Annotated in this window: 20 protein-coding genes; 8 read left to right on the forward strand and 12 right to left on the reverse strand. The window is 65.7% G+C overall.

The window, feature by feature from the left end; translation table 11 throughout:
• Window positions 1-85: 85 nt before the first annotated feature.
• The 8 genes from KF838_10305 to KF838_10340 form a co-directional block, all read right to left on the reverse strand.
• Window positions 86-1,048 carry a hypothetical protein gene (locus KF838_10305; GenBank protein ID QYK47172.1) on the reverse strand — a complete coding sequence of 321 codons (963 nt, stop codon included), beginning with the start codon at window positions 1,046-1,048 and terminating at the stop codon, window positions 86-88.
• An 11-nt stretch (window positions 1,049-1,059) separates the two neighbouring features.
• Window positions 1,060-3,606, reverse strand: coding sequence for a hypothetical protein (locus KF838_10310; GenBank protein QYK47173.1), 2,547 nt, complete (start codon window positions 3,604-3,606; stop codon window positions 1,060-1,062).
• Window positions 3,603-3,929 carry a hypothetical protein gene (locus KF838_10315; protein ID QYK47174.1) on the reverse strand — a complete coding sequence of 109 codons (327 nt, stop codon included), beginning with the start codon at window positions 3,927-3,929 and terminating at the stop codon, window positions 3,603-3,605. Before KF838_10315 ends, KF838_10310 begins: the two co-directional genes overlap by 4 nt.
• 98 nt (window positions 3,930-4,027) lie before the next feature.
• Window positions 4,028-5,284 (reverse strand): transcription termination factor Rho, encoded by a 1,257-nt coding sequence (gene rho, locus KF838_10320; protein ID QYK49832.1) that lies wholly within the window; start codon window positions 5,282-5,284, stop codon window positions 4,028-4,030.
• Window positions 5,285-6,349: 1,065 nt separating this feature from the next.
• On the reverse strand, window positions 6,350-7,573 hold the full coding sequence (coaE, locus tag KF838_10325; protein QYK47175.1) for a dephospho-CoA kinase: 1,224 nt from the start codon (window positions 7,571-7,573) through the stop codon (window positions 6,350-6,352).
• Window positions 7,570-8,157: a hypoxanthine phosphoribosyltransferase gene (hpt, locus tag KF838_10330; protein ID QYK47176.1), complete on the reverse strand. Its 588-nt coding sequence runs from the start codon at window positions 8,155-8,157 to the stop codon at window positions 7,570-7,572. Before hpt ends, coaE begins: the two co-directional genes overlap by 4 nt.
• A gap of 34 nt (window positions 8,158-8,191) precedes the next feature.
• Entirely contained in the window at window positions 8,192-8,689 is a 498-nt protein-coding gene (locus tag KF838_10335; protein ID QYK47177.1) for an inorganic diphosphatase, read from the reverse strand.
• Between the two features lie 90 nt (window positions 8,690-8,779).
• The gene (locus KF838_10340; protein QYK47178.1) at window positions 8,780-9,187 is read right to left on the reverse strand and encodes a VOC family protein; all 408 of its coding nucleotides are present in this window, start codon (window positions 9,185-9,187) and stop codon (window positions 8,780-8,782) included.
• Window positions 9,188-9,256: 69 nt separating this feature from the next.
• Here KF838_10340 and KF838_10345 point away from each other — a divergent pair, with 69 nt between their 5' ends.
• Window positions 9,257-10,702 (forward strand): glucose-6-phosphate isomerase, encoded by a 1,446-nt coding sequence (locus KF838_10345; protein QYK47179.1) that lies wholly within the window; start codon window positions 9,257-9,259, stop codon window positions 10,700-10,702.
• A 9-nt stretch (window positions 10,703-10,711) separates the two neighbouring features.
• Here KF838_10345 and KF838_10350 read toward each other — a convergent pair whose 3' ends face one another.
• Together KF838_10350 and KF838_10355 are read right to left on the reverse strand one after the other, a co-directional pair.
• Entirely contained in the window at window positions 10,712-13,747 is a 3,036-nt protein-coding gene (locus tag KF838_10350; protein ID QYK47180.1) for a serine/threonine protein kinase, read from the reverse strand.
• 50 nt (window positions 13,748-13,797) lie between these two features.
• Window positions 13,798-14,343: a sigma-70 family RNA polymerase sigma factor gene (locus KF838_10355; GenBank protein QYK47181.1), complete on the reverse strand. Its 546-nt coding sequence runs from the start codon at window positions 14,341-14,343 to the stop codon at window positions 13,798-13,800.
• Window positions 14,344-14,613: 270 nt separating this feature from the next.
• Between KF838_10355 and KF838_10360 the strand changes: the two genes are divergently transcribed.
• From KF838_10360 to KF838_10385, 6 genes are all read left to right on the forward strand, one after another.
• Window positions 14,614-14,841 carry a hypothetical protein gene (locus tag KF838_10360; GenBank protein QYK47182.1) on the forward strand — a complete coding sequence of 76 codons (228 nt, stop codon included), beginning with the start codon at window positions 14,614-14,616 and terminating at the stop codon, window positions 14,839-14,841.
• A 216-nt stretch (window positions 14,842-15,057) separates the two neighbouring features.
• Window positions 15,058-15,834, forward strand: coding sequence for a flagellar hook basal-body protein (locus KF838_10365; GenBank protein QYK47183.1), 777 nt, complete (start codon window positions 15,058-15,060; stop codon window positions 15,832-15,834).
• Window positions 15,835-15,883: 49 nt separating this feature from the next.
• Window positions 15,884-16,690 carry a flagellar basal-body rod protein FlgG gene (gene flgG, locus KF838_10370; GenBank protein ID QYK47184.1) on the forward strand — a complete coding sequence of 269 codons (807 nt, stop codon included), beginning with the start codon at window positions 15,884-15,886 and terminating at the stop codon, window positions 16,688-16,690.
• Window positions 16,691-16,704: 14 nt separating this feature from the next.
• Window positions 16,705-17,784 carry a flagellar basal body P-ring formation protein FlgA gene (gene flgA, locus KF838_10375; protein ID QYK47185.1) on the forward strand — a complete coding sequence of 360 codons (1,080 nt, stop codon included), beginning with the start codon at window positions 16,705-16,707 and terminating at the stop codon, window positions 17,782-17,784.
• Window positions 17,781-18,482 (forward strand): flagellar basal body L-ring protein FlgH, encoded by a 702-nt coding sequence (locus KF838_10380; GenBank protein QYK47186.1) that lies wholly within the window; start codon window positions 17,781-17,783, stop codon window positions 18,480-18,482. Before flgA ends, KF838_10380 begins: the two co-directional genes overlap by 4 nt.
• Before the next feature lie 154 nt (window positions 18,483-18,636).
• Window positions 18,637-19,368 (forward strand): hypothetical protein, encoded by a 732-nt coding sequence (locus tag KF838_10385; GenBank protein QYK47187.1) that lies wholly within the window; start codon window positions 18,637-18,639, stop codon window positions 19,366-19,368.
• Window positions 19,369-19,380: 12 nt separating this feature from the next.
• Here the strand turns inward: KF838_10385 and KF838_10390 are convergent, their stop codons facing one another.
• Entirely contained in the window at window positions 19,381-20,289 is a 909-nt protein-coding gene (locus KF838_10390) for a hypothetical protein (GenBank protein ID QYK47188.1), read from the reverse strand.
• Window positions 20,290-20,963: 674 nt separating this feature from the next.
• Between KF838_10390 and KF838_10395 the strand changes: the two genes are divergently transcribed.
• Window positions 20,964-21,812: a transposase gene (locus KF838_10395; protein ID QYK47189.1), complete on the forward strand. Its 849-nt coding sequence runs from the start codon at window positions 20,964-20,966 to the stop codon at window positions 21,810-21,812.
• A gap of 378 nt (window positions 21,813-22,190) precedes the next feature.
• Here the strand turns inward: KF838_10395 and KF838_10400 are convergent, their stop codons facing one another.
• Complete coding sequence (locus tag KF838_10400; GenBank protein ID QYK47190.1) at window positions 22,191-23,666, reverse strand: radical SAM protein; 1,476 nt, start codon at window positions 23,664-23,666, stop codon at window positions 22,191-22,193.
• Window positions 23,667-23,695: the final 29 nt, after the last annotated feature.

A 23,695-nucleotide genomic window follows, 5' to 3' on the forward strand; every position in this document is an offset into this window, starting at 1 on the left:
TCCGCAACCGTGCGCCGCCAACCTCATCAACCGATACGAGACACTTCATCGGCCGGATCGAACCCTCGAACGAATGCCATTCGATTCACGCCGACGCCGCACCCTCAGAAGCACGAACACGTACCGATCGCCCCCGCACCAGCCGAGCAATCCCCACGATCCCAAGCACCCCGAGCGGGATCGCCACCATCACCTCCGCCGCGCGGTTCACAAGATCCGCAGTCAACCCGATCCCCGCGCCCGAATCCTCCCCCATCGCGTACCACCCGGGCAGTGCCGCCGCCAGCAGCCCCACCGCCCACTCACGCAGACCTAGCCCATTCCCCGCCAGCGGAATCAGCAACGCAACCTGGCTCACAACCGCCACCGCCACCGCCTCGCGCGCCCCGATCTCACGACCGATCAGCGCGAACACCGCCCAGTAGCGAAACGCCCAGAGAGCCACATCCGCATATTTCATCGCCATCGCGCCGGCATACGCGCGCACCGTCCGATCAGACGATCCGCGCCACACCGCGATCCCCCCAACCAACGGAGCCGACGCAACCGCCCACCACACCGGACCGCCACCAACACCGATCCAGTCCATCCCCAGCACGATCGACGACAGCATCGCCATCGCGATCCCCGCCATCGCCACCGTCTCCGCGAGCACCCGCGCAGACGCCTTGATCCCGATCCCGTTGTACTTCTTGTGGTACGCGATCCGGCCGAACATCCCAGGCCTCAGCGGCAGATAGTTCAGCAGCCACGCGCTCGCGATCAGCCCCGCCATCTCATCCAGCCGCACACTCCCGTGTCGGTTGTTCAGCAGCCAGAACGCCACGCTCACGACAAACAGATTCGCGATCGGTAGCACGATCGCCATCGCGACCAGCCACCACTCCGCCGACCGCATCGCCCGCAACCCGTCCGCCAGCGAACCGCCCTGTAACGATGCCGTCCACACCGCCGCGACCAGCAGCGCGCCCCCCACGATCGAGCCGACAATCGCCCGCGTCGCGCGCCCGCCGCGAGGCGTTGTTCCATCAGGGTTCGCCGGCTCCATGCTGCCCCTCGCTATCGCGACTGGGGAGCAGGCGCCATGCCACCTCCCGCGCCAAGCCCGGGGCCCGCGAGCGCTCGAATCCCCGGACCGACAGTTCCAAACGACACATCGCCATCATCAAACCGCTCAGCAAGCAGCGAAGCGATCCGCACCAGATCGGCCACGCCCGACTCCCGCGCCGTCGCCAGCAGCGGCGATGAAGACTCCCGTGCCCGCGCCAGCATCGCCATCCCCAGAACCTCGGGATCACGCTCAAGCTCGATCGCTCGGTCTAACGGCTCCATCGCGCCGTGCTGCCCGGCGTGCGGCGCGCCCGCGATCAACACAATCCGAGACTCAGCCGACAGCGACGCGTACCGCGCCCCCAAGGCCGCGGCATACGCACGCAACTCACCCTCAGACGATCCGCCCTCGCTCGCCGCCAAGAACACCGCGGCACGAAGACGCATCGTCGCCCGATGCACATCGTTCACATCACGCCCGTCCTGCCCGCCCATAGAACCGAACCACGCGACCAGCCCATCGTGCGTCGCGTCAGACATCACCGGCCCTCGCACCACCTGCTCAGACTGTGTCATCAGGCACAACGGACCAGGCACATACGTCTGATTCACGCCCGACTGGAAACCCTGGATCACGCCCCAACGCGCACGCACCGTCTGCAGCGACTGCGTCTCCATCAGCCAGCCCGCATACCCGATGTCCGGCCAGATCTCGATCTCCACCGCCTCGCCCTGCAGCAGACGGATCCGACGCTCCGCCAGCACAACCTCCGGCAACGCATCAAGACTCGTCTTCTGAATCCCTACATCGACCTTCGGAGAAATCAGCAGGCGGCTGTTGATCGGACGCTCCGGACCAACCGCAAGAGGCAGCGGAGAGAGATTCCGGATCGTCACGCGCAGCGTGTTCCTTCCCGCCACCGCAGAAGCGTCCGCCGTCAGACTCATGTAAGAACGCGGCTGCGTGATCATCTCATCAACCCACTTGGGCACACTCGCCGCGATCTCGCGGCACTCAATCGCCTCATCCGTCCGCGCATCTCCCCACACCCCGTCCGTACCCATCGCCTTGGCCCGCGCCCAGGCGCCGAGCACCGTCGAGCGAGAGACCGATGCGATCTCCTCCAGCAAACGCTTCGCCTCGGCATGGTTGCCCAGCTCCTCCTCGCACATGGCAACGCCCATGCGCATAGTCGGATTGTCCGCGCCCAGCGCGAGGAACTTGTCCCGCGCACTCGACGCGCTCCCCGATCTGAGCTCAACCCACGGCGTCAGCTGCTCGCGATACTCGATATCAACATCGTCGCGCGAGAGAAACGCCCTCATCGCCGTCCGAATCTGCTCGTTCTGCTCGTTCGAGATCGCCGTCACCACCAGGTACTCAGAAATCGCCGTGGCCGCCGCCTCCATCGCAAAGCCAACACCGATCAATCCCGCCGATCCCTGCGCCGAAACCGTGGCAACCAGCTTGTCGACGCTCGCGCTCAGATCAATCGCCGAAGCCGCCCGAGTCTCAAGGTCCCCCGCCGCATCCGCAGCCAACAGACGCACCTGCTCGAGCGCAATCGGAAGCCGCAACTCCGCCGGGGGCGTCACACCCGTCGATGGAATCCCCTGGCGATCCAGCTCCTGGATCGTCCGCCTCGCCGTGTCCCGCTGAGAGAGAATCGCGGTGTTCAGCTCCTTCACAACCGCCTCGGGCCCCTCCTCCTGCCACCTCAACACCAGCTGGTCAACACCAACAGATGTCTCCGGCGACATCCCGCTCGCGTACATGATCGCCACGGCGTTCACATAAAAACGCCGAGACTGCGAGTACGCCCCCACGCGCCCCAGCAGCAGCGCAATCGAACGATGAACCTCCACATCCAGCGGATCCGCGTACAACAGATTGCACAGCATCTCCAGACGCCCGGGAGCGTCCGACATCTTCGACGCGTAGAACGCCTCCGCAAGCGCCGCCGCCTCCTTGTTCGTCGGATCAAGTCCCGTCGCCATCGAGAGATAGTCAATGAACCCGTCCAGATCCCCACGCTCACGATGCAGCAGGGCCGCGTCGAGCGCAAGCCGGCTCCGCACCGAGGGATCCAGCCCGGCACCCCCGGGACCAAGGAAACGCGCATAGATCGCAAGTCGCTCACCCACCGTCTGCTGACGCGATATCTGCGACGTGATCAGACGAAGCTGCGCCACCGTGTCGCCGGGATCGTTCACCAGAATCTGGCGGCACGCATCGATCACCCGATCCAACTCACCCGCCTGAAACCACGCCTCCACACGCTCACGCGCCAACTCGGTGTCGTGCGGCGCAAACCCCTGCGCACGATCAAGCAACAAACCCACAAGCCGGTAATCACGCTCCAATGGCTCGTGCCGCAGGCGAAGATCCAGCACCGATGTCCGCCAGATCGCGTCCGCGACAAGTCTCGGGCCGATCTCCCGCTCACCCTGCGCCATCGCCACGAGCGGAACAAAAGCCCACGCACCAAGCACCACCGCCGCCAACGCACGCGCCAGTGTCGAACGCACGATCGCCCAACGCAGGTGAGACCTCAAGTCGCAACTCCCATCATCGCCATCAGGATCCGCCCCGACAGCACCGCCGTTGCTCCGAGCATCACGGCGCACGTCAGGATCTCGATCCAGCCGACCAGACGCCGATTCGCACCAGGAAACCACTTATCGGCCACAAGGCAGCAAAAAACCAGTTGTCCCGCCGCGATCGACGCGATACCCCCGGCGCGGCACGCATCGCGCACCCCCGCCCACGCCTCTGAGCCGATCAGCAACAGCCATAATCCGCCCACGGAGAGCAGCAACCCCCACGGCGTCGCAGACGCCGCCAGGAGAACCAGGGTGTACCTGCGAGCCAGTCTCACGCCGGGGCATTCCAAGAGGGCCGCCGCCCGAACGGGCGACCCCCCACAGGATACCTCAACTCAGGACAAGATGTTCGCGCCCGCGGACGAATCAACGATCATCCCATCGCCATCGTCATCAGGAACTCGGCGTTGGTCTTCACCTTCTTCAGACGGGTCTTGATCAACTCCATCCCCTCGACAACGTTCATGTCGCTCAGCACCTTCCGCAGACGGTGCACCAGCTCCAGCTCCTTCCGGTCGAGCAGCAACTCCTCGCGACGGGTGCCCGAGGCCGGGATGTCGATGCACGGATAGATGCGCTTGTCCATCAGCTTCCGGTCAAGGTGCAACTCGGCGTTGCCGGTCCCCTTGAACTCCTCGAAGATCACTTCGTCCATCTTCGAGCCAGTGTCCACCAGCGCGGTTCCGATGATCGTCAGCGAGCCGCCCCGCTCGATCGCGCGGGCCGCACCGAAGAACTTCTTCGGACGCTGCAACGCGTTCGAGTCCAGACCGCCCGACATGATCTTGCCCGAGTGCGGCTGCTCCGAGTTGTACGCACGCGCCAGACGCGTGATCGAGTCCAGCAGAATCACCACGTCATCCCCGAACTCGACCATCCGCTTCGCCTTCTCGATCACAACCTCCGCCACCGCGACGTGACGCGAAGACTGCTCGTCGAACGTGCTCGCCACAACCTCAACATTCTGCGCGACGTGCCTGCGGAAGTCCGTCACCTCCTCGGGACGCTCATCCACGAGCAGCACGATGATCTTCACGTCGGGGTTGTTCGTGCTGATCGCCTTCGTGATCTTCTGCAACAACACCGTCTTGCCCGTGCGGGGCGGCGCAACGATCAGCATCCGCTGACCGAAGCCGATCGGCGTCACAAGGTCCACGATGCGGCACTCAATCTCGTCGGGCGACGTCTCAAGGATGAAGCGCCGCTCTGGATGCAGCGGGGTCAGATCCTCGAAGTTCACCAGCGAGTGGATCTTCGACGGCTCACGCCCGTTCACCTTGTCAACACGCAGCAACGCGAAGTAACGCTCGCTCTCCTTCGGCGGACGGATCGCGCCCCGCACCACCATCCCGCGACGCAGCCCGAACCGACGGATCTGCGACGGGCTCACATAGATGTCATCCGGTCCCGGCAGGTAACTCTGCTCCGCGGCGCGAAGGAATCCAAACCCGTCGGACATCACCTCGAGCGTCCCCTCACCGAACATCAGACCCTGCTTGGCCGCACGCGCCTTCAGAATCTTGAAAACAAGATCCTGCTTCGGCGTCGACTGGAAGTCCGCCAGCCCCTCCTTGGTCGCGACCTTGAACAACTCGTCAAGCTCCATCCGTTGGAGCTGGCCGATCGAGATCGCGTCCTTCAGATCCTCCGGCTTCGCGTTCGCGAGCGTCCGCTCGAGTTCCGCCAGTTCGCGCTCAAGCTCCTCGTCGCTCGGAAGCGAGTGATCGAAGTGATGCCCGCTGTGCATCCCACCGCCGCCCCCGCCGCCGCCACTCCCACCGCCGCCGGGCCCGTACATCCCGCCACCCTTGCGCTTCTTCCGCTTCCGACGGTTCCGGCCGCCGTCGAATCCGTACCCGTACTGCTGACCGGATCCGTACGACTGCTGGCCACCTCCCCCACCACCTCCCCCACCGCCGCCCTGCCCACCACCCTGTTGGCCCCCACCATGTTGTCCAGAACCCTGATGGCCAGAACCCTGATGGCCAGAACCCTGCGACCCTTGACGCTGGTCGCGCTGCCCATCCTGCCTCTGCTCCCCGCGCTGCTGGTCATGCCCACGCTGCTGATGCTGCTGATGCTCCGGACGGGCCTGCTCCGAACGGGCCTGTTCCGGACGGGCGTGCTCCGGGCGTGCCTGCTCAGGTCGCGCCTGCCCGCTCGGGCGGCTCTCCCCACTCGGGCGATCTCCCCCGCGCTCCTGCCCGCGCCCCTCGGCACGAGACTCCGGCTCTGGCTTCGGCGTCGGCCGTGGCTCCGAACGGGCCTCCACCGCCTTCGAGGGCTTCGACTCCTCCCGGACAGCAGAACCCTCAGAAGACTTTGCTCCCTTTCGCTTCGACGCCTTCGCTGCGCCGGTCTCGGAAGCATCCGTGTCGATCACGTTCGTCGATTTGGCCATGGCCGTCCTGTCCTATGCACGAACACCCGCCGCAGACACGCGGCAAGATGCAAGCAACTCAATGTGACTGCTGAGATGTGGTCCAGAGTGACGCCCCCGAGGGGCGAATCCTCGAACCGCTGTTTAATGATCCCTAGAGAACACCCGATCCCGACGAGTGACCGAGGCCACATGCCAGTCTGATCAGCGAGTCAGAAACGGGTCGAACGGCCCGAGGCCGGTGAAGAGACGAATCACTGCTCATCCCCACCCGCAAGTATAGGAACCTACGGACGCCGAGGCCACAGGGTTGCCTCACCCCCCAACCCCGTCGCCCGAACCCACCGAAGCACCCCCGAACCCCGAAAGAGCACGCGAAAGCACCGATTCGACGGCCGACCGAAGGTCCCCATCCGAATCATTCAGGATCTCGTATCGGCACTTCGCGCGCTTGCGCTCAATCGGCCACTGCGCTTTCTCTCTTCTCTCCAGCTCAAACTCAGACCATCCCCGGTTCTTCGCCACACGCGCCAGCCGCGTCGCTCGCGACGCCTCCACCCATATCACCGCATCACACTCCGAATCGACCCCCGCCTCAAACAACAACGGCGCATCCAGCACCACCGCGCGCCGCCCCGCCTCTCTCGCGCGCGCGATCACATCCGCCCGCCTCGAACGCACAAGCGGGTGCACAAGCCCCTCAAGCCGCGCCCGCTCCCCCTCATCCTTGAACACGATCTCCGCGATCCGCTTCCGATCGATCCGACCATCCGCGCCGATCACGCCCTCGCCCCACCACCCAATCAGCGTCCGACGCACCTCAGGGCTCTCCATCGCCGCCCTTGCCTCGACATCCGAATCCACCACAAGGCACCCCATCTCACCAAGCAGTCGCGCAACCTCCGACTTTCCCGCGCCGATCCCGCCCGCGAGCCCGAGCACGATCACGCCCCTCCCCGCATCACGCCCCGCGCCCGCCACACGACCGCCCCCCGCGCCGCCCCCCTCGCCGCGCCCCTCGCCGCGCCCCCGCGACCCTCGGATCAACTCCACAATCTCGCTCGCGCCCCGCACCATCAGCATCCTGATCGCAGGACCATCCGACCCCGCCGTCGCGATCCCCACCGTTCCGAGCCCGAGCACCCGCTCAACCAGCGACTTCGTCACCGTCACGTGCTGCACGCGATCCAGCCCCAGATCCGCGGCCGCCTGGCTCAGCGGGCCCGCCACAATCACCACCCGCCGCTCCGTGATCACATACAACCGAGACCACCACCGAAGCGCACCCGCCGCCAGATACACCCCCACACCGACCCCGCCCATCCTCGCCAGCACAACCCCGATCCCACGCTCCCCCGGCCCGAACTCCGCCCACACCACACCCAGTCCGATCAGCACAACACACAACCCGAGCACCCCCGCGGCGTGCAACACAACAAACCACACGCTCGGACGCAGCGCACGCACAACCCGCTCATTACGGGGCACAAACCTCGCCGCGCCCCACAACACCGCCCCCCGAGGCAGCCCCGCGCTCACGCCCCCGCTCCCGAACCGCCCCCCGGCGCACGCAGCACCGCGATCTCCGGGTGATTCCGATAGTGCCCGTCATAGTCCAGCCCATACCCCACCACAAACTCGTTCGGGATATCGAACCCGATGTAATCCGCCTCCACCTCTACAACCCGCTCCACGAGCTTCCGCAGCAGCACGCAGATCCGCACGCTCGCCGGCCCCTGCTCCTCCACCAGACGCTTCACAAGATCCAGCGTCTGCCCCGAATCAAGGATGTCATCCACGATCAGCACATGCTTGCCCAAGAGGTCCTTCGGCAGCACGCTCCGCATCGCCGCCCCCTTGCTCATCGTCGACGCGCCCGGATAACTCGACACCGTCACCAACTCAAGACTCAGCTTCATCGGCATCTCGCGCACCAGATCCGCCGTGAAGATCAACGCGCCCGTCATCACCGCGATGATCGCGACCCGCCCGCTCTCATCCGCGCCCGAGCCCTCCGCCGAAAGATCACGCTCAAGGTCCGAAGCAATCCGACGCCCAAGCTCGCGCACCCGCGCCGCTATCGCGTCCCGTCCGATCAGCGTGCGTTCGATGTCGAGCATCATCCAGGTCCTCCACCGCCGCAAACCGCGGCTCCCCTCACCCTCTCAACCCCTTCATCGCTCCCTCAGCGCACGCACGCCCGTACCGCGCCAGCGAATCCTCAACGATCGCCTGCGCCGCCTCCGCGGGCAGAATGTCGTCAACCTCCACTTCCTTGTTCTCCAGCAGCTTGTAATCCGTGAAGAACCGCATCAGCATCTTGAAGATGTGCTTCGGAAAGTCGCTCGCCTTCTCGAACTCCGAGTAGATCGGATCGCTCGTCAGCACCGAGATGATCTTGTGGTCCGGCTGCCCGTTGTCGATCATCGTCATCATCCCGACCGCCCGCGCATCGCACAGGCACATCGGCGGAATCTCCTCCGTCGAATACACCAGCACGTCCAGCGGGTCATCATCCTCCGCAAGCGTCTTCGGGATGAACCCGTAGTTCGCCGGGTAATACACCGCGCTCGACAGCACTCGATCGAGCTTCAAGAGACCCGTCAGCTTGTCCAGCTCGTACTTGTTGCTCGATCCCTTCGGAATCTCGATCACCGCGCGGAAATGCGACGGAAGCTCCCCGTACTCCGCAACCGGTGCCACTTCATGCCACGGATGAACCATCGATCCAGACCTCGCTCTCGCTCAAAGCCCCCCGCTCACGCCCCCGCCCGCGCCGGCACGCCCGACAAACATCGTCCCCCGATCCACAAAGCACAATCGGTTCCCCCACGGGTCAGACGCATACACCGTCCGCTCACCCCACGGCTGATCCTCGATCGCGCTCACCCCCCGCGCCCCAAGCTCCGCGCACAGCCGGCGCCACACCCCCGAAAGATCATCCGTCGCCAGGTACACATGCCCCCGGTTCGGCCCCACCGGCTCCCCATCCCCATCCCTCATCGCGTCGTAGCACGCCAGAATCGTCCCCTCGCAGTCAAAGTAGTGCCGCCCCCGCGAAACCCGCTCCCCACCCCGCCCCAGAACCCGCCCATAGAACGACGCCGCCGCCTCGATGTCTCCCACAGGCACAATCACGCGGAACAGGCGCATCTGGATCCCATCGACGGACTTCTTCCGGCCCGCTTCGCCCTCGCGACGCGTCGACGCTATCTTACGCCCATGCTCCGCATCGACTTTGCAAACTGTCTCTCCTCCCGCGTCGGCGACCACGGGCTCGAACCGGACCTCCTCGTCCCCGGCTCCGAACTCCACGCCGCCGCCGCCGCGCTCACACGCAAACTCGCCGCCACCAAAGGCACCGGCTGGGAGCGATGGCGCCTCCTCCACGAGAATCCCGCCCGCGCCGCACACACAGACGCCGTCGAAAGCGTCGCCTCGCGCTGCAGAGGCGAGTTCGACAACCTCGTCGTCCTCGGCATCGGCGGCTCCGCACTCGGAAACATCGCCCTCCAGGCCGCCCTCAACCCGCCCACCTACAACCTCCTCCCCCGCGGCCTCCGCCCCGGACCCCGCATGTTCGTCGTCGACAACGTCGATCCCTCATGCTTCGGCGCCGTCCTCCGATACTGCGAGTCCTCCGAAGGCGGCCTCAAACGAACCCTCTTCAACGTCATCTCGAAGTCCGGCGAAACCGCCGAGACCGCCTCGCAGTTCATGGTCATCCGCGACATCCTCAAGAAAGCCCTCGGAGCCGGCTACAAGTCCAACATCGTCGCCATCACCGATCCCGCAAAGGGAACCATGCGTCAGATCTGCGACGCAGAGGGATTCACAACGCTCCCGGTCCCCGACGGCGTCGGTGGAAGATTCTCCGTCCTCTCGCCCGTCGGTCTCTTCTCCGCCTCCATGTGCGGCATCGACATCGACGAACTCCTCAGCGGCGCGGCCGACATGGACACGCTCTGCTCAAGGCCCGAACTCCACCAGAATCCCGCCTCACTCATCGCCACCCTGCTCGTCACGCTCGGCACCCGTAAGGGCAAGACCAACCACGTCATGATGCCCTACGCAAACGCCCTCTACCTCCTCGCCGATTGGTACCGCCAACTCTGGGCCGAATCCCTCGGAAAGAAGTTCGACACCTCCGGCAACACCGTCTACGCCGGCTTCACACCCATCAAAGCCCTCGGCACCACCGACCAGCACTCCCAGGTCCAGCTCTACAGAGAAGGACCAAACGACAAGGCCTTCGCACTCATCGAGGTCGAGTCCTTCGACTCATCAAACCCCGCTGTCCCCGGCGATCTCACCATCCCCAGCGGCCTCGGCGTCGAAGCAATCTCGTACCTCGAAGGCAAGTCCATGACCGCCCTCCTCAACGCCGAGAAACGCGCCACCGAGTACGCGCTCCTCGAATCCCAGCGCCCCAACTTCACCATCACCTTCCCGAAAATCGACGCACGCCACGTCGGACAATTCATCTACCTCTGGGAGATGGTCACGGCCTACGCGGGCCTCATGCTCGGCATCGACGCATACGACCAGCCCGCCGTCGAGACCGGCAAGGTCGCGACATTCGGGCTCATGGGCCGCGCCGGCTACCAGAAACACAAAGACGCCGTCGAACGCGCCCTCACCCCGACCCCCCACGTCTGGAACGGCTGAACCTTCCACTCAGTACCGCGACGCGCTCAGCACCGGGGCAACCCCGTCCGGCGTCGCTCTCACCACGCCCGTCGCCAGCAGCACACCGATCAGAGCCGACACCACCACGAACGAGTGCGCGAAGATCGTCGCATCGAAGTACCACATCGAAGGATCGATCGTCAGCGGAAACGCCACGAGAAGGTGATACACCATCGCCGCGATCGTCGCCGAGAGCAGCCCGTACCGAACCACGACCACCGCCAGCGCGCCCGCGACCACACCCAACAGTGGCCACGTCGCCATCGTTCCCGACCCGGACAACAGCCCCCAGAACAACGCGGTCAGGATCGCGAACACACCCGCCGCCATCCACGTCCGCTTCACCATGAACCGCACGATCACCAGCACCAACACCAGCGCCATCCCCTCGCGCACCGACGCCACCGCCATGTGCAGCACCGCGCCGAAGCCCGATCTCGCGCTCATCATTGCGTCCATCCCGTATCGGCCGTCCATAAACGGCGCAGGAGGCGGCTTCCCCACCATCGACGGAATCAGCAGCGTCGCATAGAACGCCGCCGCGGACGCTACGCCCAGCAGCACACCCACCAAGGCGTGCTTCCCGACCAACGCATCCCTCACCCGCCCCGAAAGCAACCGCTCCCACGAGATAAGCATCTGAGGCCACTGCCGACGCACGTAGGGCTCCATCGCCATGTAGAACACAACCAGCGCGGCACCAACCAGCAGCGACTGCCCCGCCGCACGACCAAGCAGATCCGTCTCCCCCTGCAGCGTCCACACATGGCTCGCCCGCAGCCACCACCCGACAGCCCAGAGACCCGTACCACCCAGTCCAACCTTGAACGCGCCCATGTAATCCACGCGCCGCCCGAACACATTCCCCGGCACCAACACCAGCGACGCGATCACAAGCAGACCCGTCATCATCGTCGTCGCCCAAAGGCCCGGGCCATGCCGAAACAGCTCCTCCGGCACACCCACCTGGCTCGCCTTCGGCCAACGCTTCTCGATCAATCGAAACGCCACCGCCTGCCCTCGATACGTCGCCGCCTCCACACGGACCTCAATCTCAGGGCTCTCCGGATACACACCCTCCCACGCCGCACGCGTATCCGCGAACACCGGCGGCACACGCATCGGCTCAACCGACACAAAGTCGTCGTAAGGCAGATCCGCCAACTCGAACAGCAAACGCCACGTCCGCTCCAGATCCGTCGGAACCGAAGGCGGACGCCACCCATCAGGCGTCGTTATGTCGTCCGCATCCCGATAGCGCACGTACAACTCGCGCAACTGCCCCGCAGGCGAGAGACGCAGCGAGATCATCCCCGGCTCCGTCGGAGCAGGATCAGTCATCGACACCTTGCCGAGCGAGTTCTGAGGCCGCAGCGGCATCGGGCTCGCCCGATACCAGAAATCAATCGCCGCCGGACGTGGCCTCCCCAGCCGATCCCATCGATCAGGCCCCTTGTCGTTCCGCTCGATCTCGCTCACCAACTCCTCGTAGTAATCGAGCGCAGACGCCGTGTGCTGTCCCTGCAACGAATACCCGAGACGCGCAAAGCAGTTCTCCGCGATGCTCGCCAGCACCGCCGGCCCCTTGTTCAAATACGCCTTGTCCTGCATCGCCACGTATGGCGCGAGCCACGCCACCACCGCCAGCAGCCCTAGAACAGAACCCATCAACACAACCCCATGCGCAGGACGCAACACCCCACGCCCACCCGCCTGCGCCACCAACTGAGGCGATGGCGTCTCACCCGCCGCCAATGCCGCAGCCAGCGGATCGCCCCCCGGCAGCATCGCCGCAACCGCCATCGCCGACTTCGGACGCTCCTCCGGATCCCGCGCAAGACACGCCATGATCGTCCGCGCGATCCGCTCATCAAGCCCCGGAACCAACTCCCGCGGATCAGGCGGCAACTGCTTCCGATGCATGTGCATCAACTCGGGAATGCTCGACGCCTCCCACGCCTTCTTCCCCGTGAACAACTCATACAACAACAACCCCAAGCCGTACACATCGCTCCGAACCGTCACCGCCTCGCCACGCAACTGCTCCGGTGCCATGTACGTCGGCGTACCCGCCTTCACCTCGATCCCGCTGATTCCCGCCGCCATCCCCGCAAGACCGAAATCCAGGATCTTCGCGTTCCCGTCGTCGTCCACCATCACGTTCGCCGGCTTCAGATCACGGTGCAGCACGCCCTTCTCGTGCGCCGCATGCAGCCCGCGGCACATCTGCTGCGCCAACCCGATCGCACGCTCAACGTGCGGACGCCCCACACGCTTCAACAGCGAACCAAGATCCTCGCCCCCCACATACTCCATCGACAGGAACTGCCTGCCCTCAACCTCGACGATGTCATGCACGCGGCACACATTCGGATGCGTGATCTGCAACGAAACCCGCGCCTCGTTCAGAAACCGCGCCTTCCGCGACGGATGCTCCGCGAACGCCTCCGGCAGAAACTTCAGCGCGACCGGCTGGTTCAGCGTCAGGTCATCCGCTCGATACACAACCCCCATCCCGCCGCGACCGATCCGCTCCACAATCCTGTAACGCCCCTGGATCAGATGCCCCGGCGGAAACGGCCCGTGATCGATCGTCGCCGGCATCGCGCCGTACTTCGCCTCCGTCACGGGCACCCCGCCGCCACCCCCTCCGCCGCCCCCTCCGACCCCCTCATCCGCGGGCGACCGACTCGGCATCGGCAACTTCGACGGCTCCTTCAAGCCCGAAGATGAAGAACCTCGCCCCGCACCATCAGAGCCGCCAATCCCCACACCGACGGTCTCAGATGCACCAACACCAGGAGCACCCGAACCGCCCGACGCCACACCGCTCCCTCGATCGAGCAGATCCAGATCCGCCGCAGCCGCCGCAAGAGCTCCACCCTCCTTCAATCGCACATCCAACTTGCCCGACGGCGCGGGCTCCTCCGGGTGATACCGCAGAAGATCCAGCACTTCCTTCAGCAACGCCTTGTCCGACCCGCACACACGCTCGAGAAACGCCTGGCGCTGCGCGCGCGGCAACACCGCAGCTCGCAGAAAGAGGTCTCTCACCGTGTCGCGCCGCTCACCGGCTATGGCTCGGCTCCTTCAGCAAGTTCCCGACGAAGCCAGGCCCGAGCGATCGTCCAGTCCCCCTCAACCGTTCGCTTGGAGACGCCCAACGCCTCGGCCACCTCGTCGACATTCAACCCGCCGAAGAACCGTAGCTCCACCACCCGCGCCTGACGCTCGTCGATCTGGGCCAGCTTCTCCATCGCATCGTCGAGCGCGAGCAGATCAACCTCGGAAGGACCCGTCGCAGCGATCCCCGACGAGAGATCCACACGCTGCCGCGCTCCCCCACGCTTCAGCCGCTTCCGAGCCCGCGCATGATCCACCAGAATCCGACGCATCGCCTGCGCCGCCACCGCCATGAAGTGGCTCTTCCCCCGCCAATCCACCCGTGACTGGTCCACCAGACGCATAAACGTCTCATGGGCCAGTGCCGTCGGCTCCAGGGAGATCATCCCCGGCTCCCGGTTCATCTTCGCCTGTGCCAGCCGACGCAGATCGTCATATACCAAAGGAAGGAGCTGGCTTGCCAACTCCCTCGCCGAGGTATCCGAAGCATCCGCCATGTCCTGAAGCAGCCGCGTCACCTCATGACGCAGCCCGGCGGGAAGGCCCCCCCGCCAGCATCACCGTCTCGTGGATCTCGGTCGCCCATTGAAATCCCCGATTCAAGGTAAGCAACTTGAGTAAGTGTACCACACAAGCCACCTCTCCGCCCGCCGCATCACCCAAACCTCCTCACATGGCCGTTGCAGCGCATCAAATCCCCTGTTCAGGCATCCCGCCCCACCGCCACTCCACTTCACTTCCCGATCTGACCGGCCGACAATTTCACTATGCCCCTCTACGAATACGTCAGCCAGTCCGACGGAGCCGTCATCGAACTCCTCCGCCCGATCTCACAGGCCGACGATCCCGTCAAGGACCCCGAAGGCAAGGGCAGGACCTTCACCCGACGCCACTCAACCTTCGCCACCGGAGCCGCCGCCGCCGGCACACAAGCAAGCGCGGCCCCTTGCTGCCCGTGCGGCAAGAACCGTGGCGCGTGCGGCTCAGGCAACTGATCCCGCGCCGCACTCCACGCCCCTCCGCCGCGCACACTCCGCGCCACACACGCACACCCTGCGCTGACCTCGTGGCACCGCCACCCGCCACAACGCCCATCTCCACTCTGAATCGCACAACTTGCGATCAGACCACGCGCCATCCGCTCCCTGCCCTCTGACTGGCACGCCCTTTGTGGTACGCCGGACGGCGCCCCGCGCCCAGGGACACTGCGCATGAACTACGGAACCCAGCTCTCACTCAGCGGCGTCCTCACCTCGCTCCACAAGCAGGACGTCGCCACCAACAACCTCGCGAACCTCAACACCGTCGGCTTCAAGACCGAGATCGCCCTCACTCGCCAGCGCGCCGCCGTCCGCATCGAAGACGGACTCGGCTCCATGCCCTCCGACTCCCTCATCGAGCGTCTCGGCGCAGGCGTCATGCTCGCCCCCACCATGACCAGCCACAAACAGGGCTCGGTCATGCCCACCGGCAACGACCTCGACATCGCCATCGAGGGCGATGGCTTCCTCGTCGTTCGCGATGCCTCCGACGCATCCTCCGATCGTGTCCGCCTCACCCGTGACGGCCGACTCGCCCGCAGCGCATCCGGCCTCCTCGTGCAGGCCGCGACAGGTTTGCCCGTCCTCGACACGACCAACCGCACCATCTCCCTCGGCGACGGACCCGTCCAGATCGACGATCAGGGCCTCGTCACCCAGAATGGCGAAGAACGCGGACGCATCGCCCTCGTCGATGTCCCCGATCGAAGAGCCCTCCACAAGTCCGGAGACGGCCTCTATGTCCCCGATGCCGCGTCCATCGCAGGACGCACCGCCGCCGCCGGACGCATCCGCCAGCGCGCCCTTGAAGCGTCAACCGTTGACGAGATCGACGCCCTCACCAAGGTCACGTCCGCCGCCAGAGAAGTCTCCGCAAACCTCGGCATGATCCAGTACCAGGATCGATTCATGGATCGAGCGATCAACGTCCTCGGACGCGTCTCCTGACACGCCTTCCCCGCGAATTCGGCCCCGCGAACTCGTCTTGGAGTGATACATGGCCATCCTCGCCCTTCAGTCCGCATCCTCCGGCCTCTCCGCACTCAACACCCAGCTCGACGTGATCGCGAACAACCTCGCCAACGTCAACACCGTCGGCTTCAAGTCCAGCCGCGCAAACTTCCAGGACCTCATCTACGTCGAACGCATGCAGCCAGGCGTCGAGAACGCCCTCGGCGACCAGCGACCCACAGGTCTCTACGTCGGCCTCGGCGTCCGTGTCAGCGGCACCCAACTCAACTTCGAGCAAGGCGCGCCGCTCACCACCAACGAGAAGAAGGACCTCATGATCGAGGGCATCGGCTTCTTCCAGGTCACCGTCGAAGACGCCCTCGGAGGCATCGGCTACACCCGCGCAGGCAACTTCGCCATCAACTCCGACGGCGAGCTCGTCCTCGCCAACGACGTCGGCCGACGCCTCGAACCCAGCATCACCATCCCCGAAGACGCCACCGACATCCAGGTCACCAACGACGGAAGAGTCCTCGTCCTCCAGCCCGGAGAGGTCGAGCCCACCGAGGTCGGACAGATCCAGATCGCCGCCTTCGTCAACCCGCAGGGGCTCAAGCAGATCGGCGAGAACCTCTACGTCCAGACCGAGGCCTCAGGAGACCCCATCGTCGGCAACCCGGGCGATGACAACCTCGGCTCCATCCGACAGGGACTGCTCGAATCCTCGAACGTCGATCCCACCAGAGAACTCGTCGAACTCATCCGCACCCAACGCGCCTTCGAGATGAACAGCCAGTCCATCAGAGCCGCAGACGACGTCCTCCAGCAGGTCGCCCAGCTCCGCCGCGGCTGATCCCCACACCAACCATGATCTCGCGCCCGGCCATCCCGAGACAACGACGCGCAAGGCGGCTCACGCGCCGGGCCGTCTCAGTCGCGCTCGCCGCCGCGATCGCCACGACCGCCCTCGCCGACGGGTCCATCACGCTCCGCCCCGTCGCACGCCTGCAAGCCGACGCCCCGGTCCGCATCACCGACATCGCCGACCTCCGGGGCTCTCTCCCCGACACGCTCGCTCACGTCGTCCTTCACCCATCGTCCCTCCGCGACGGACGCGTCTCGGTCCACGAGGTCCGCGACGCCATCGAAGCCGCGGGAAACGTCAACTGGGGACGCATCGCCCTCTCGGGCGCAGACTGCCGCATCGTGCGGCTCGACACGCCGCCCGGTCCCGTCCACGACCGGGCACCAGAGCCCGACGCCTCGCCCCGCCCCGATCACACGAGCGAGCCCATCGTCCGCGACCTCATCGCACCCCGCCTCGCGCAGTCGCTCGGCATCGATGAGCGTCGCCTGCGTCTCACGTTCGACAGCGCCGATGCCGCCGACACGATCCTCACCATGCCGACGCGCGGCCGCACCGTCGAGATCCGACCCATCGGACGCTCCGACACCGCGCCCATCGCCATCACGGTCTACGAACGCGGCGCCATCGTCGCGCGTGCGAGCGTGCGAGCCCGCGTCGAGGTCCTCCGCGAGGTCGCGGTCTCTCGCGTGGAGATCGAGCGCGGCGCGCCCATCGACGAGACCCTCGTCGATCGCCGCCCCGAGTGGCTCCCGCTCAGCGAACGCCCCGCCGATCCCGACGCTCTGGCAGACGCCGTCGCGCGCTCCAAGATCCCGCCCGGCAGGATCCTCACCGAGCAGAGCGTGCAGGGCGCGATCGCCGTCAAGCGAGGCGACCCCGTCGTCATCCACTGCATCAGCGGCGACTTCGTCATGAAGCTCCGCGCCCGCGCCACGACCGATGCCCGCATCGGGCAGACGATCCCCTTCTCCCCGCTCGACGGACGCAAGGGCCGCACCATCCTCGCCCGCGTCGAGCGGCCCGGCATCGCGATCGCCGCCGACGACCACTCGCAAGCAGACCAGGAGCCGACTCCATGAGCGACCGATCCATGCAAACTACGCGCCTCGCCGCAACGATCTTCCTTGCGGGCACGCTGGCAACGCCGGCTCTGGCCCAGTCTCTCTTCGTGACGCAGGTGAACGTGCCGATCGACGCCAAGGGCGAGCCCGACCCCGGCGCGCACCTCCGCGGCGCGAGTCTCATGTTCATCGAGCCGCCCAAGCCGCGCGAGTTCGCCATCCACGACCTCGTCACCATCATCATCGAGGAGACGACCAAGTCCGAGGCGTCCCAGACGCTCGAGACCGAGAAGAAGTACGACATGAACGGCGCGCTGACGGACTTCATCTCCCTCCGTCACCTGCTCGAGCTCCAGGTCCAGAACGACAAGCAGGATCCCGCCCAGATCGGCCTGAACTACAAGAACAAGTACAAGGGCGATGGCGACTACGAGCGCACCGACAGGTTCGTCGCCCGCATCACAGCTACCGTCATCGACGTCAAGCCCAACGGCACCGTTGTCCTCGAAGCACGCAAGCGCATCGACAAGGACGGCGAGGTCCAGACCATCATCCTGAGCGGCACGTGCCGGCGCGACGACGTTACCGCCCAGAACACTGTTCTCTCGTCGCAACTGGCCGCGCTCACCGTCACGATGTCCACCGAGGGACAGGTCACCAAGGCCGGCAAGAAGGGCCTCATCCCCCGCGCTCTGGAAGGTCTCTTCAACTTCTGAGTGCCTCAGCGGCGGCATTCGCGATTGGTGATTCGGCATTCGCGGAGGCGGAGCGATTGTCGGTCGTTGGTTTACGAATGCCACGTGGCGAATGCCGAACGCCGGGTTCTCGGTGCTGGGTGCCTTCCGGGGTCAGGGCCTTTATGCTTCCCGCATGCGCATTGTCATCGCCACCGGCAACCCGCACAAAGTCGACGAGATGCGCCGCATCTTCGCCGATCCCGCGCTCGGGCTCGCGCCCCTCGCGATCGAGTTCGTTGGTCTTGCCGATCTCCCCGGCGCGCCCTTCCCCGAACCGACCGAGTCCGGCACGACCTTCGAGCAGAACGCCACCATCAAGGCGCTGGCGTATGCCTCAGCGACGAACATGCTGTGCCTCGCCGATGACTCCGGCTTGGAGATCGACGCACTCGACGGACGCCCCGGCGTCATTAGCAGCCACTACTGCACCGATGGCGAGGAACGCGGCATGTCCCGCCCCGAACGCGACCAGCGCAACATCGAACGCGTCCTTGCAGAACTGACCGGCGTCCCAGCGCTCGCCCGCACCGCGCGGTTCGTCTGCGTCATGGCCCTGGCCGCACGGGGCGAGACACTCATCCGCGTCCGCGGCACATTCGAAGGCCGCATCGGATTCCCGGCGGCCACCGGCCCCCATGCCGAATGCCGCGATCCGAACAACGCCGATGTCAGCGGCACGTTCGGAGCCCCCGTCCCCCGCGGCTCGCACGGCTTCGGCTACGACCCCATCTTCCTTCTCCCCGCACCCGACACACGCACCAGCGCGGAACTCGCGCCCGCCGACAAGGACGCGCGCAGCCATCGCGGCGCGGCGGCGACACTCATGGCCGCGCGGATGCGTGCGCTCTTCGAACGCAGGAGATAAGTGGACGCGACATCACGCGGCTGGATCGCGGGCGCGTTGCTCTGGAGAAGGCGGCGGAACCACAGAGGCCGCGGAGAGCGCGGAGTGACGCGGAGGGGAAGGGGCAGAGGGGGATGGGGAAGGGGCACAGGGGCAAAGGGACTGAGGGGCTGGGGTCCGCTCGCTGACGCTAGCGGCTCGTTTCGAGTCGGATGCCTCGGCCTGGAGCACTGGTACCGTCTCGCTGGGCACTGGTTCCGTCTCGCTGCGCTTTGCGGGAACCAGTGGCACCCGAACAGAGTTTGCGTGTGCGAGGGCGAGTGTGGAATCGTCGATCGGGACGATGCGTGAGAGGCGGTAGAGGTGGTGGCAGGCGCGGCGTGCGCCCTCGGCTCTGCGGAGTTCGAGGCGCTGGGCTTGCAGCGATGTGTCGGCGAGGATCGCTTCACCGGGGAGGAAGGCGCGGTGGGGCGCGGCGTTGAGGTGCGAGGGTGGGAGCGGGTCGTGGCGGGACGCGCCGGGCGCGAGGTGTTCGTGCTGAGCGCGGAGTTCGCGGGCGTGGGCGCGGGCCTCGGTGTAGTCGTCGATGATGGTTTGCAGGACGCCGACGGTTGAGGCGAGAGAGACGGAGGCGGCCATGCGCGTGTGGGCGCAGCCGCTTTTCTCGATGGAAAGCATCTTTTCGCGCGTGTCGGGCTCGGTGAGCCACATCGCAAGGATGTCGACGGCGATGCGGAAGTCGCGCGCGACGGAACAGAGCGATGAGCCGGGGTGGCAGAGGGCGGAGAGGATGGGGCTGTGGAGGTGGGCGGGGATGAGGGAGTCGTCGGAAGAGGAGGACTCAACGCGGAGGGCCGCGGAGTGCCGCGGAGGAGAGGGCAGAGGAGAAGATGCAGAGGGGCAAAGGGACGGAGGGGCAGAGGGAGGTGGAGCACTCGCCATCGGGCGAGTGGCACGAGGAGGTGCAGAGCCACCGCTCTGGAGAGCGGTGCCACCAAGAGAGGAGTCATCAAGAGTTGCCGCGGCGTGGGCGACCATGCGACGACGATACAGCGCGGCGAGCGCGATGCAAGAGCGTGTTGCGAAGAAATCTCGGAGTGTGGGTGTTTGGGCGCGCAGATGGCGTGACTGCGCGCGGTGTCACTGACAACAGCATGTCAGTGAGGTGGAGTCAAGGGGGAAAATGGCAGATCGCAAATGGCCAGATGGCAGACAGAGGGAGGAGTGGGCGGGTGTGCAGTGATGTGGTGATGAGCCCTGTAGGGGCTGCTGAGTGTGTTGGTGTTGTGCGTGAGTGTTGAGCGATGCGGGGAGAGATTCGGGTCTCCGTTGGGGACCCTCCGCTGAGGAAGCCGCGGCGCGGGGACTTGAACCCAGCCCTCACGGGCTGGGCTGGATTCTGTCGGCACTGCGTGCCTCTGGAGGATCGCGGTGGGTGATTGCGATGCTGAGCGCACCGAAGCACGCGCGTGCAACCGTGCGGCGACGACGCACCCCGGGCTCGCGAGCATTTTGCGCCATGTGTTCCAAGTGTTTCCATTGTGGAGACTTGCGCGATCTGATGGCTCATGCCATGCTCGGTCCCACTGGTGGAGCTGCCAGACAGGAGACCGAGCATGGACAACGCGAGTTGGAGGGTGTTGGCGGCGAGCGTGCGGAAGCTGGATCGGAGCCCGCGTGGCGGTCGCTTCACCTTCACCGATGCGGACATCGTGCTGACCTTTCTCTGGGCCGTCTTGCACCGACGACCCACCTCCTGGGCGTGCCGACGCGATGCATGGCCGTTGTGGCGGCGTGGTCGATTGCCCTCGCCAAGCAGGATGAGCCGGCGGCTGAGAACCACCAGCGTCCAGGCGTTACTTGCCGCGGCGGAGGCGGAGAATCTGGTCTCTGCATCGGGAGCGTTGGTGCTGGCTCTTGACGGCAAGGCCCTGCGCGTCGCCTCGCACTCCGGAGACCGGACCGCGACCTTCGGCGCATGGGGACTGCGCGGCTACAAGCTCCATGCGATCTGCGATCTCGCGGGCTCGATCGTCTCCTGGCGTCTCACGCCCATGCACTGCCATGAAGCAGTGATGGCCAAGCGGATGATGCGAGACATGGAGTTGAACGGGTATGTGCTGGCCGACTCGAACTACGACAGCGTGAAGCTCTATGAACTCTGCGCGTGCAAGGGCGGACAACTGGTGGTTCCGCGGAAGGACTGCCGCGTGGGTCGCGGCGTGCGGCGGTCCGGAACGCATCCGGACCGCCGTCGAGCCATCGACATGCTGGAGCAGAGCATGACGGGCTTCGGCAGGGGCCTGCTGTCACTCCGGCGCGTGATCGAGCGTGTGTTTGCACGCCTGGAAATGACCCACCATGTGGGGCTTATCCCGCCGCACGTGCGCGGCATCGAGCGGGTCCGTCGATGGATCCAAGCCATCATCATCCTTGATCGACACACACAGGCAATGAAGCGATGACGCAAAAAGCTCTCGCGCCCGGGGCTCCCTTTTGCGGCATTCGAGTTGAGGTATTCAACGGGAACGAGTGGCGTTTGAGGGGAGTACGCGGCACCTGCCGCTGGCTGGCTTGTCGCCCCCCCCCCACACACACATTGCGCGACGACGCTGCGCCACCGGCTCTCAACCGTCAGCACTTCGTGCTGAAGCGCGCGGACAGGACTTCATGCCGCGCGGCGTGAGATTATCGAACATGTGCAAAGAAGTGTGCGCGTGTGATCGTGCGGGGACGAAGCACCCCGGGCTCGCGCCCGGGGCTCCCTTTTGCGGCATTCGAGTTGAGGTGTTCAACGGGAACGAGTGGCGTTTGAGGGGAGTACGCGGCACTGGCACAGTGAGTCATGCACCACCGGCTGAAGAACCGGCGATTGTCCACTTCTTCCCATCGCGCACGACGGGCCGATACAGCGTGTCGCGTTCGACGGGCATGAAGCCGGCTTCGCGGCAGGCCTTCTGGAGCGTGCCGACGTTGACTTCCTGGTGGGTGTTGCTGCCGCCGACGTGCGTGATGTCGTACCAGACCACGGTGCCGTCGATGTCGTCCGCGCCGTTCTGGAGCATGAGCTGGGCCATGGGGAGCGTCTGCATGATCCAGAAGGCCTTCACGTGCGGGAAGTTGTCGAGCATGAGACGCGCGATGGCGAGCGTGCGCAGGTTCTCGAGCCCGGTGGGACCGGGGAGATGCTCAAGCTCGCAGCCGTCGGGGAAGAAGGGGAGGGGGATGATGGTTTGGTAGTAGCCGTGGGGAAGGCACGAAGGCACGGAGGCACGAAGGCACGAAGGCGAAGACAAAGAGGAAGAGGGAGAGCCGAAGGCGACGTGTTCGGGGAGGGGTGTGCCGGGACGGGTCAGCGTCACGATCGGCGCGTCGGTTTCGGAAGCGCCGTGGTATCCGAGGTGGCCGGATTCGGTCGCTTCGTGACTATGTGACTTCGTGACTCCGTGACTTTCTTGCTCCGTGCCTTCGTACCCCATTCTGCCCAGCGCCTCATCCTGTGCGCGGCGGAGCATGTCCATGTGAACAAGGCGCTCGCGGCGCTGCTCGATGTGGCCATAGAGGAGCGTCGCGTTGGTATTGAGCCCGATCTCGTGGGCGACGCGATGCACATCGAGCCAGACATCGGAGCGGATCTTGCCCTTGTACGCCTCGTCGTGGACGCGATCGTCGAAGACCTCTGCGCCGCCTCCGGGGAGGGAGCCGAGGCCCGCGTTCTTGAGTTCGGTGAGGACCCAGCGGATGCCTTCACGCCGCGCGGCGCGGCCCTCTTCGCCGGGCGCACTCGCGCCCTTGTACATCTTTGCGATGCGGGCGAGGTGGACGACTTCGACGGCGGTGAAGGCCTTGACGTGCAGGTCGGAGCCCTGGTTCTTTGCTTCGTCGCGGATGGTGGAGACGAGATCGGTGTAGTAACTGAACGGGAGTTGTGGGTGGAGCCCACCGACGGAGTGCATCTCGGTCGCGCCGGACTCGACGGCCTTGCGGACTTCCTCGCGGACGTAGTCCATGTCGCGGGTGTAGGCCTTGGCATCGCCGGCCTTGGCGTAGAACTCGCAGAACTTGCAGGAGAGGGCGCAGACGTTGGAGTAGTTGAGGTGGCGGTTGATGTTGTAGTAGGCGACATCGCCGTGGAGCCGGCGGCGGACCAGGTCGGCCAGTTCGCAGACGGACCAGATGTCGCGTGTGGTGAAGAGAAGGTCGCCATCGTCGAGCGAGAGGCGTTCGCCCCGTTCGACCTTGGCGCGGATGTGATCGAAGCGCGGATCGCGCATCGTGGAGCGGGCGGGGCCGGGCATGCTCTCCAGCATGGTCGTCATGTTGGATGCTACGGGGGCGGGGGCGAACT

The sequence above is a fragment of the Phycisphaeraceae bacterium genome, assembly GCA_019454185.1.
Classification (GTDB): domain Bacteria; phylum Planctomycetota; class Phycisphaerae; order Phycisphaerales; family UBA1924; genus JAHBWV01.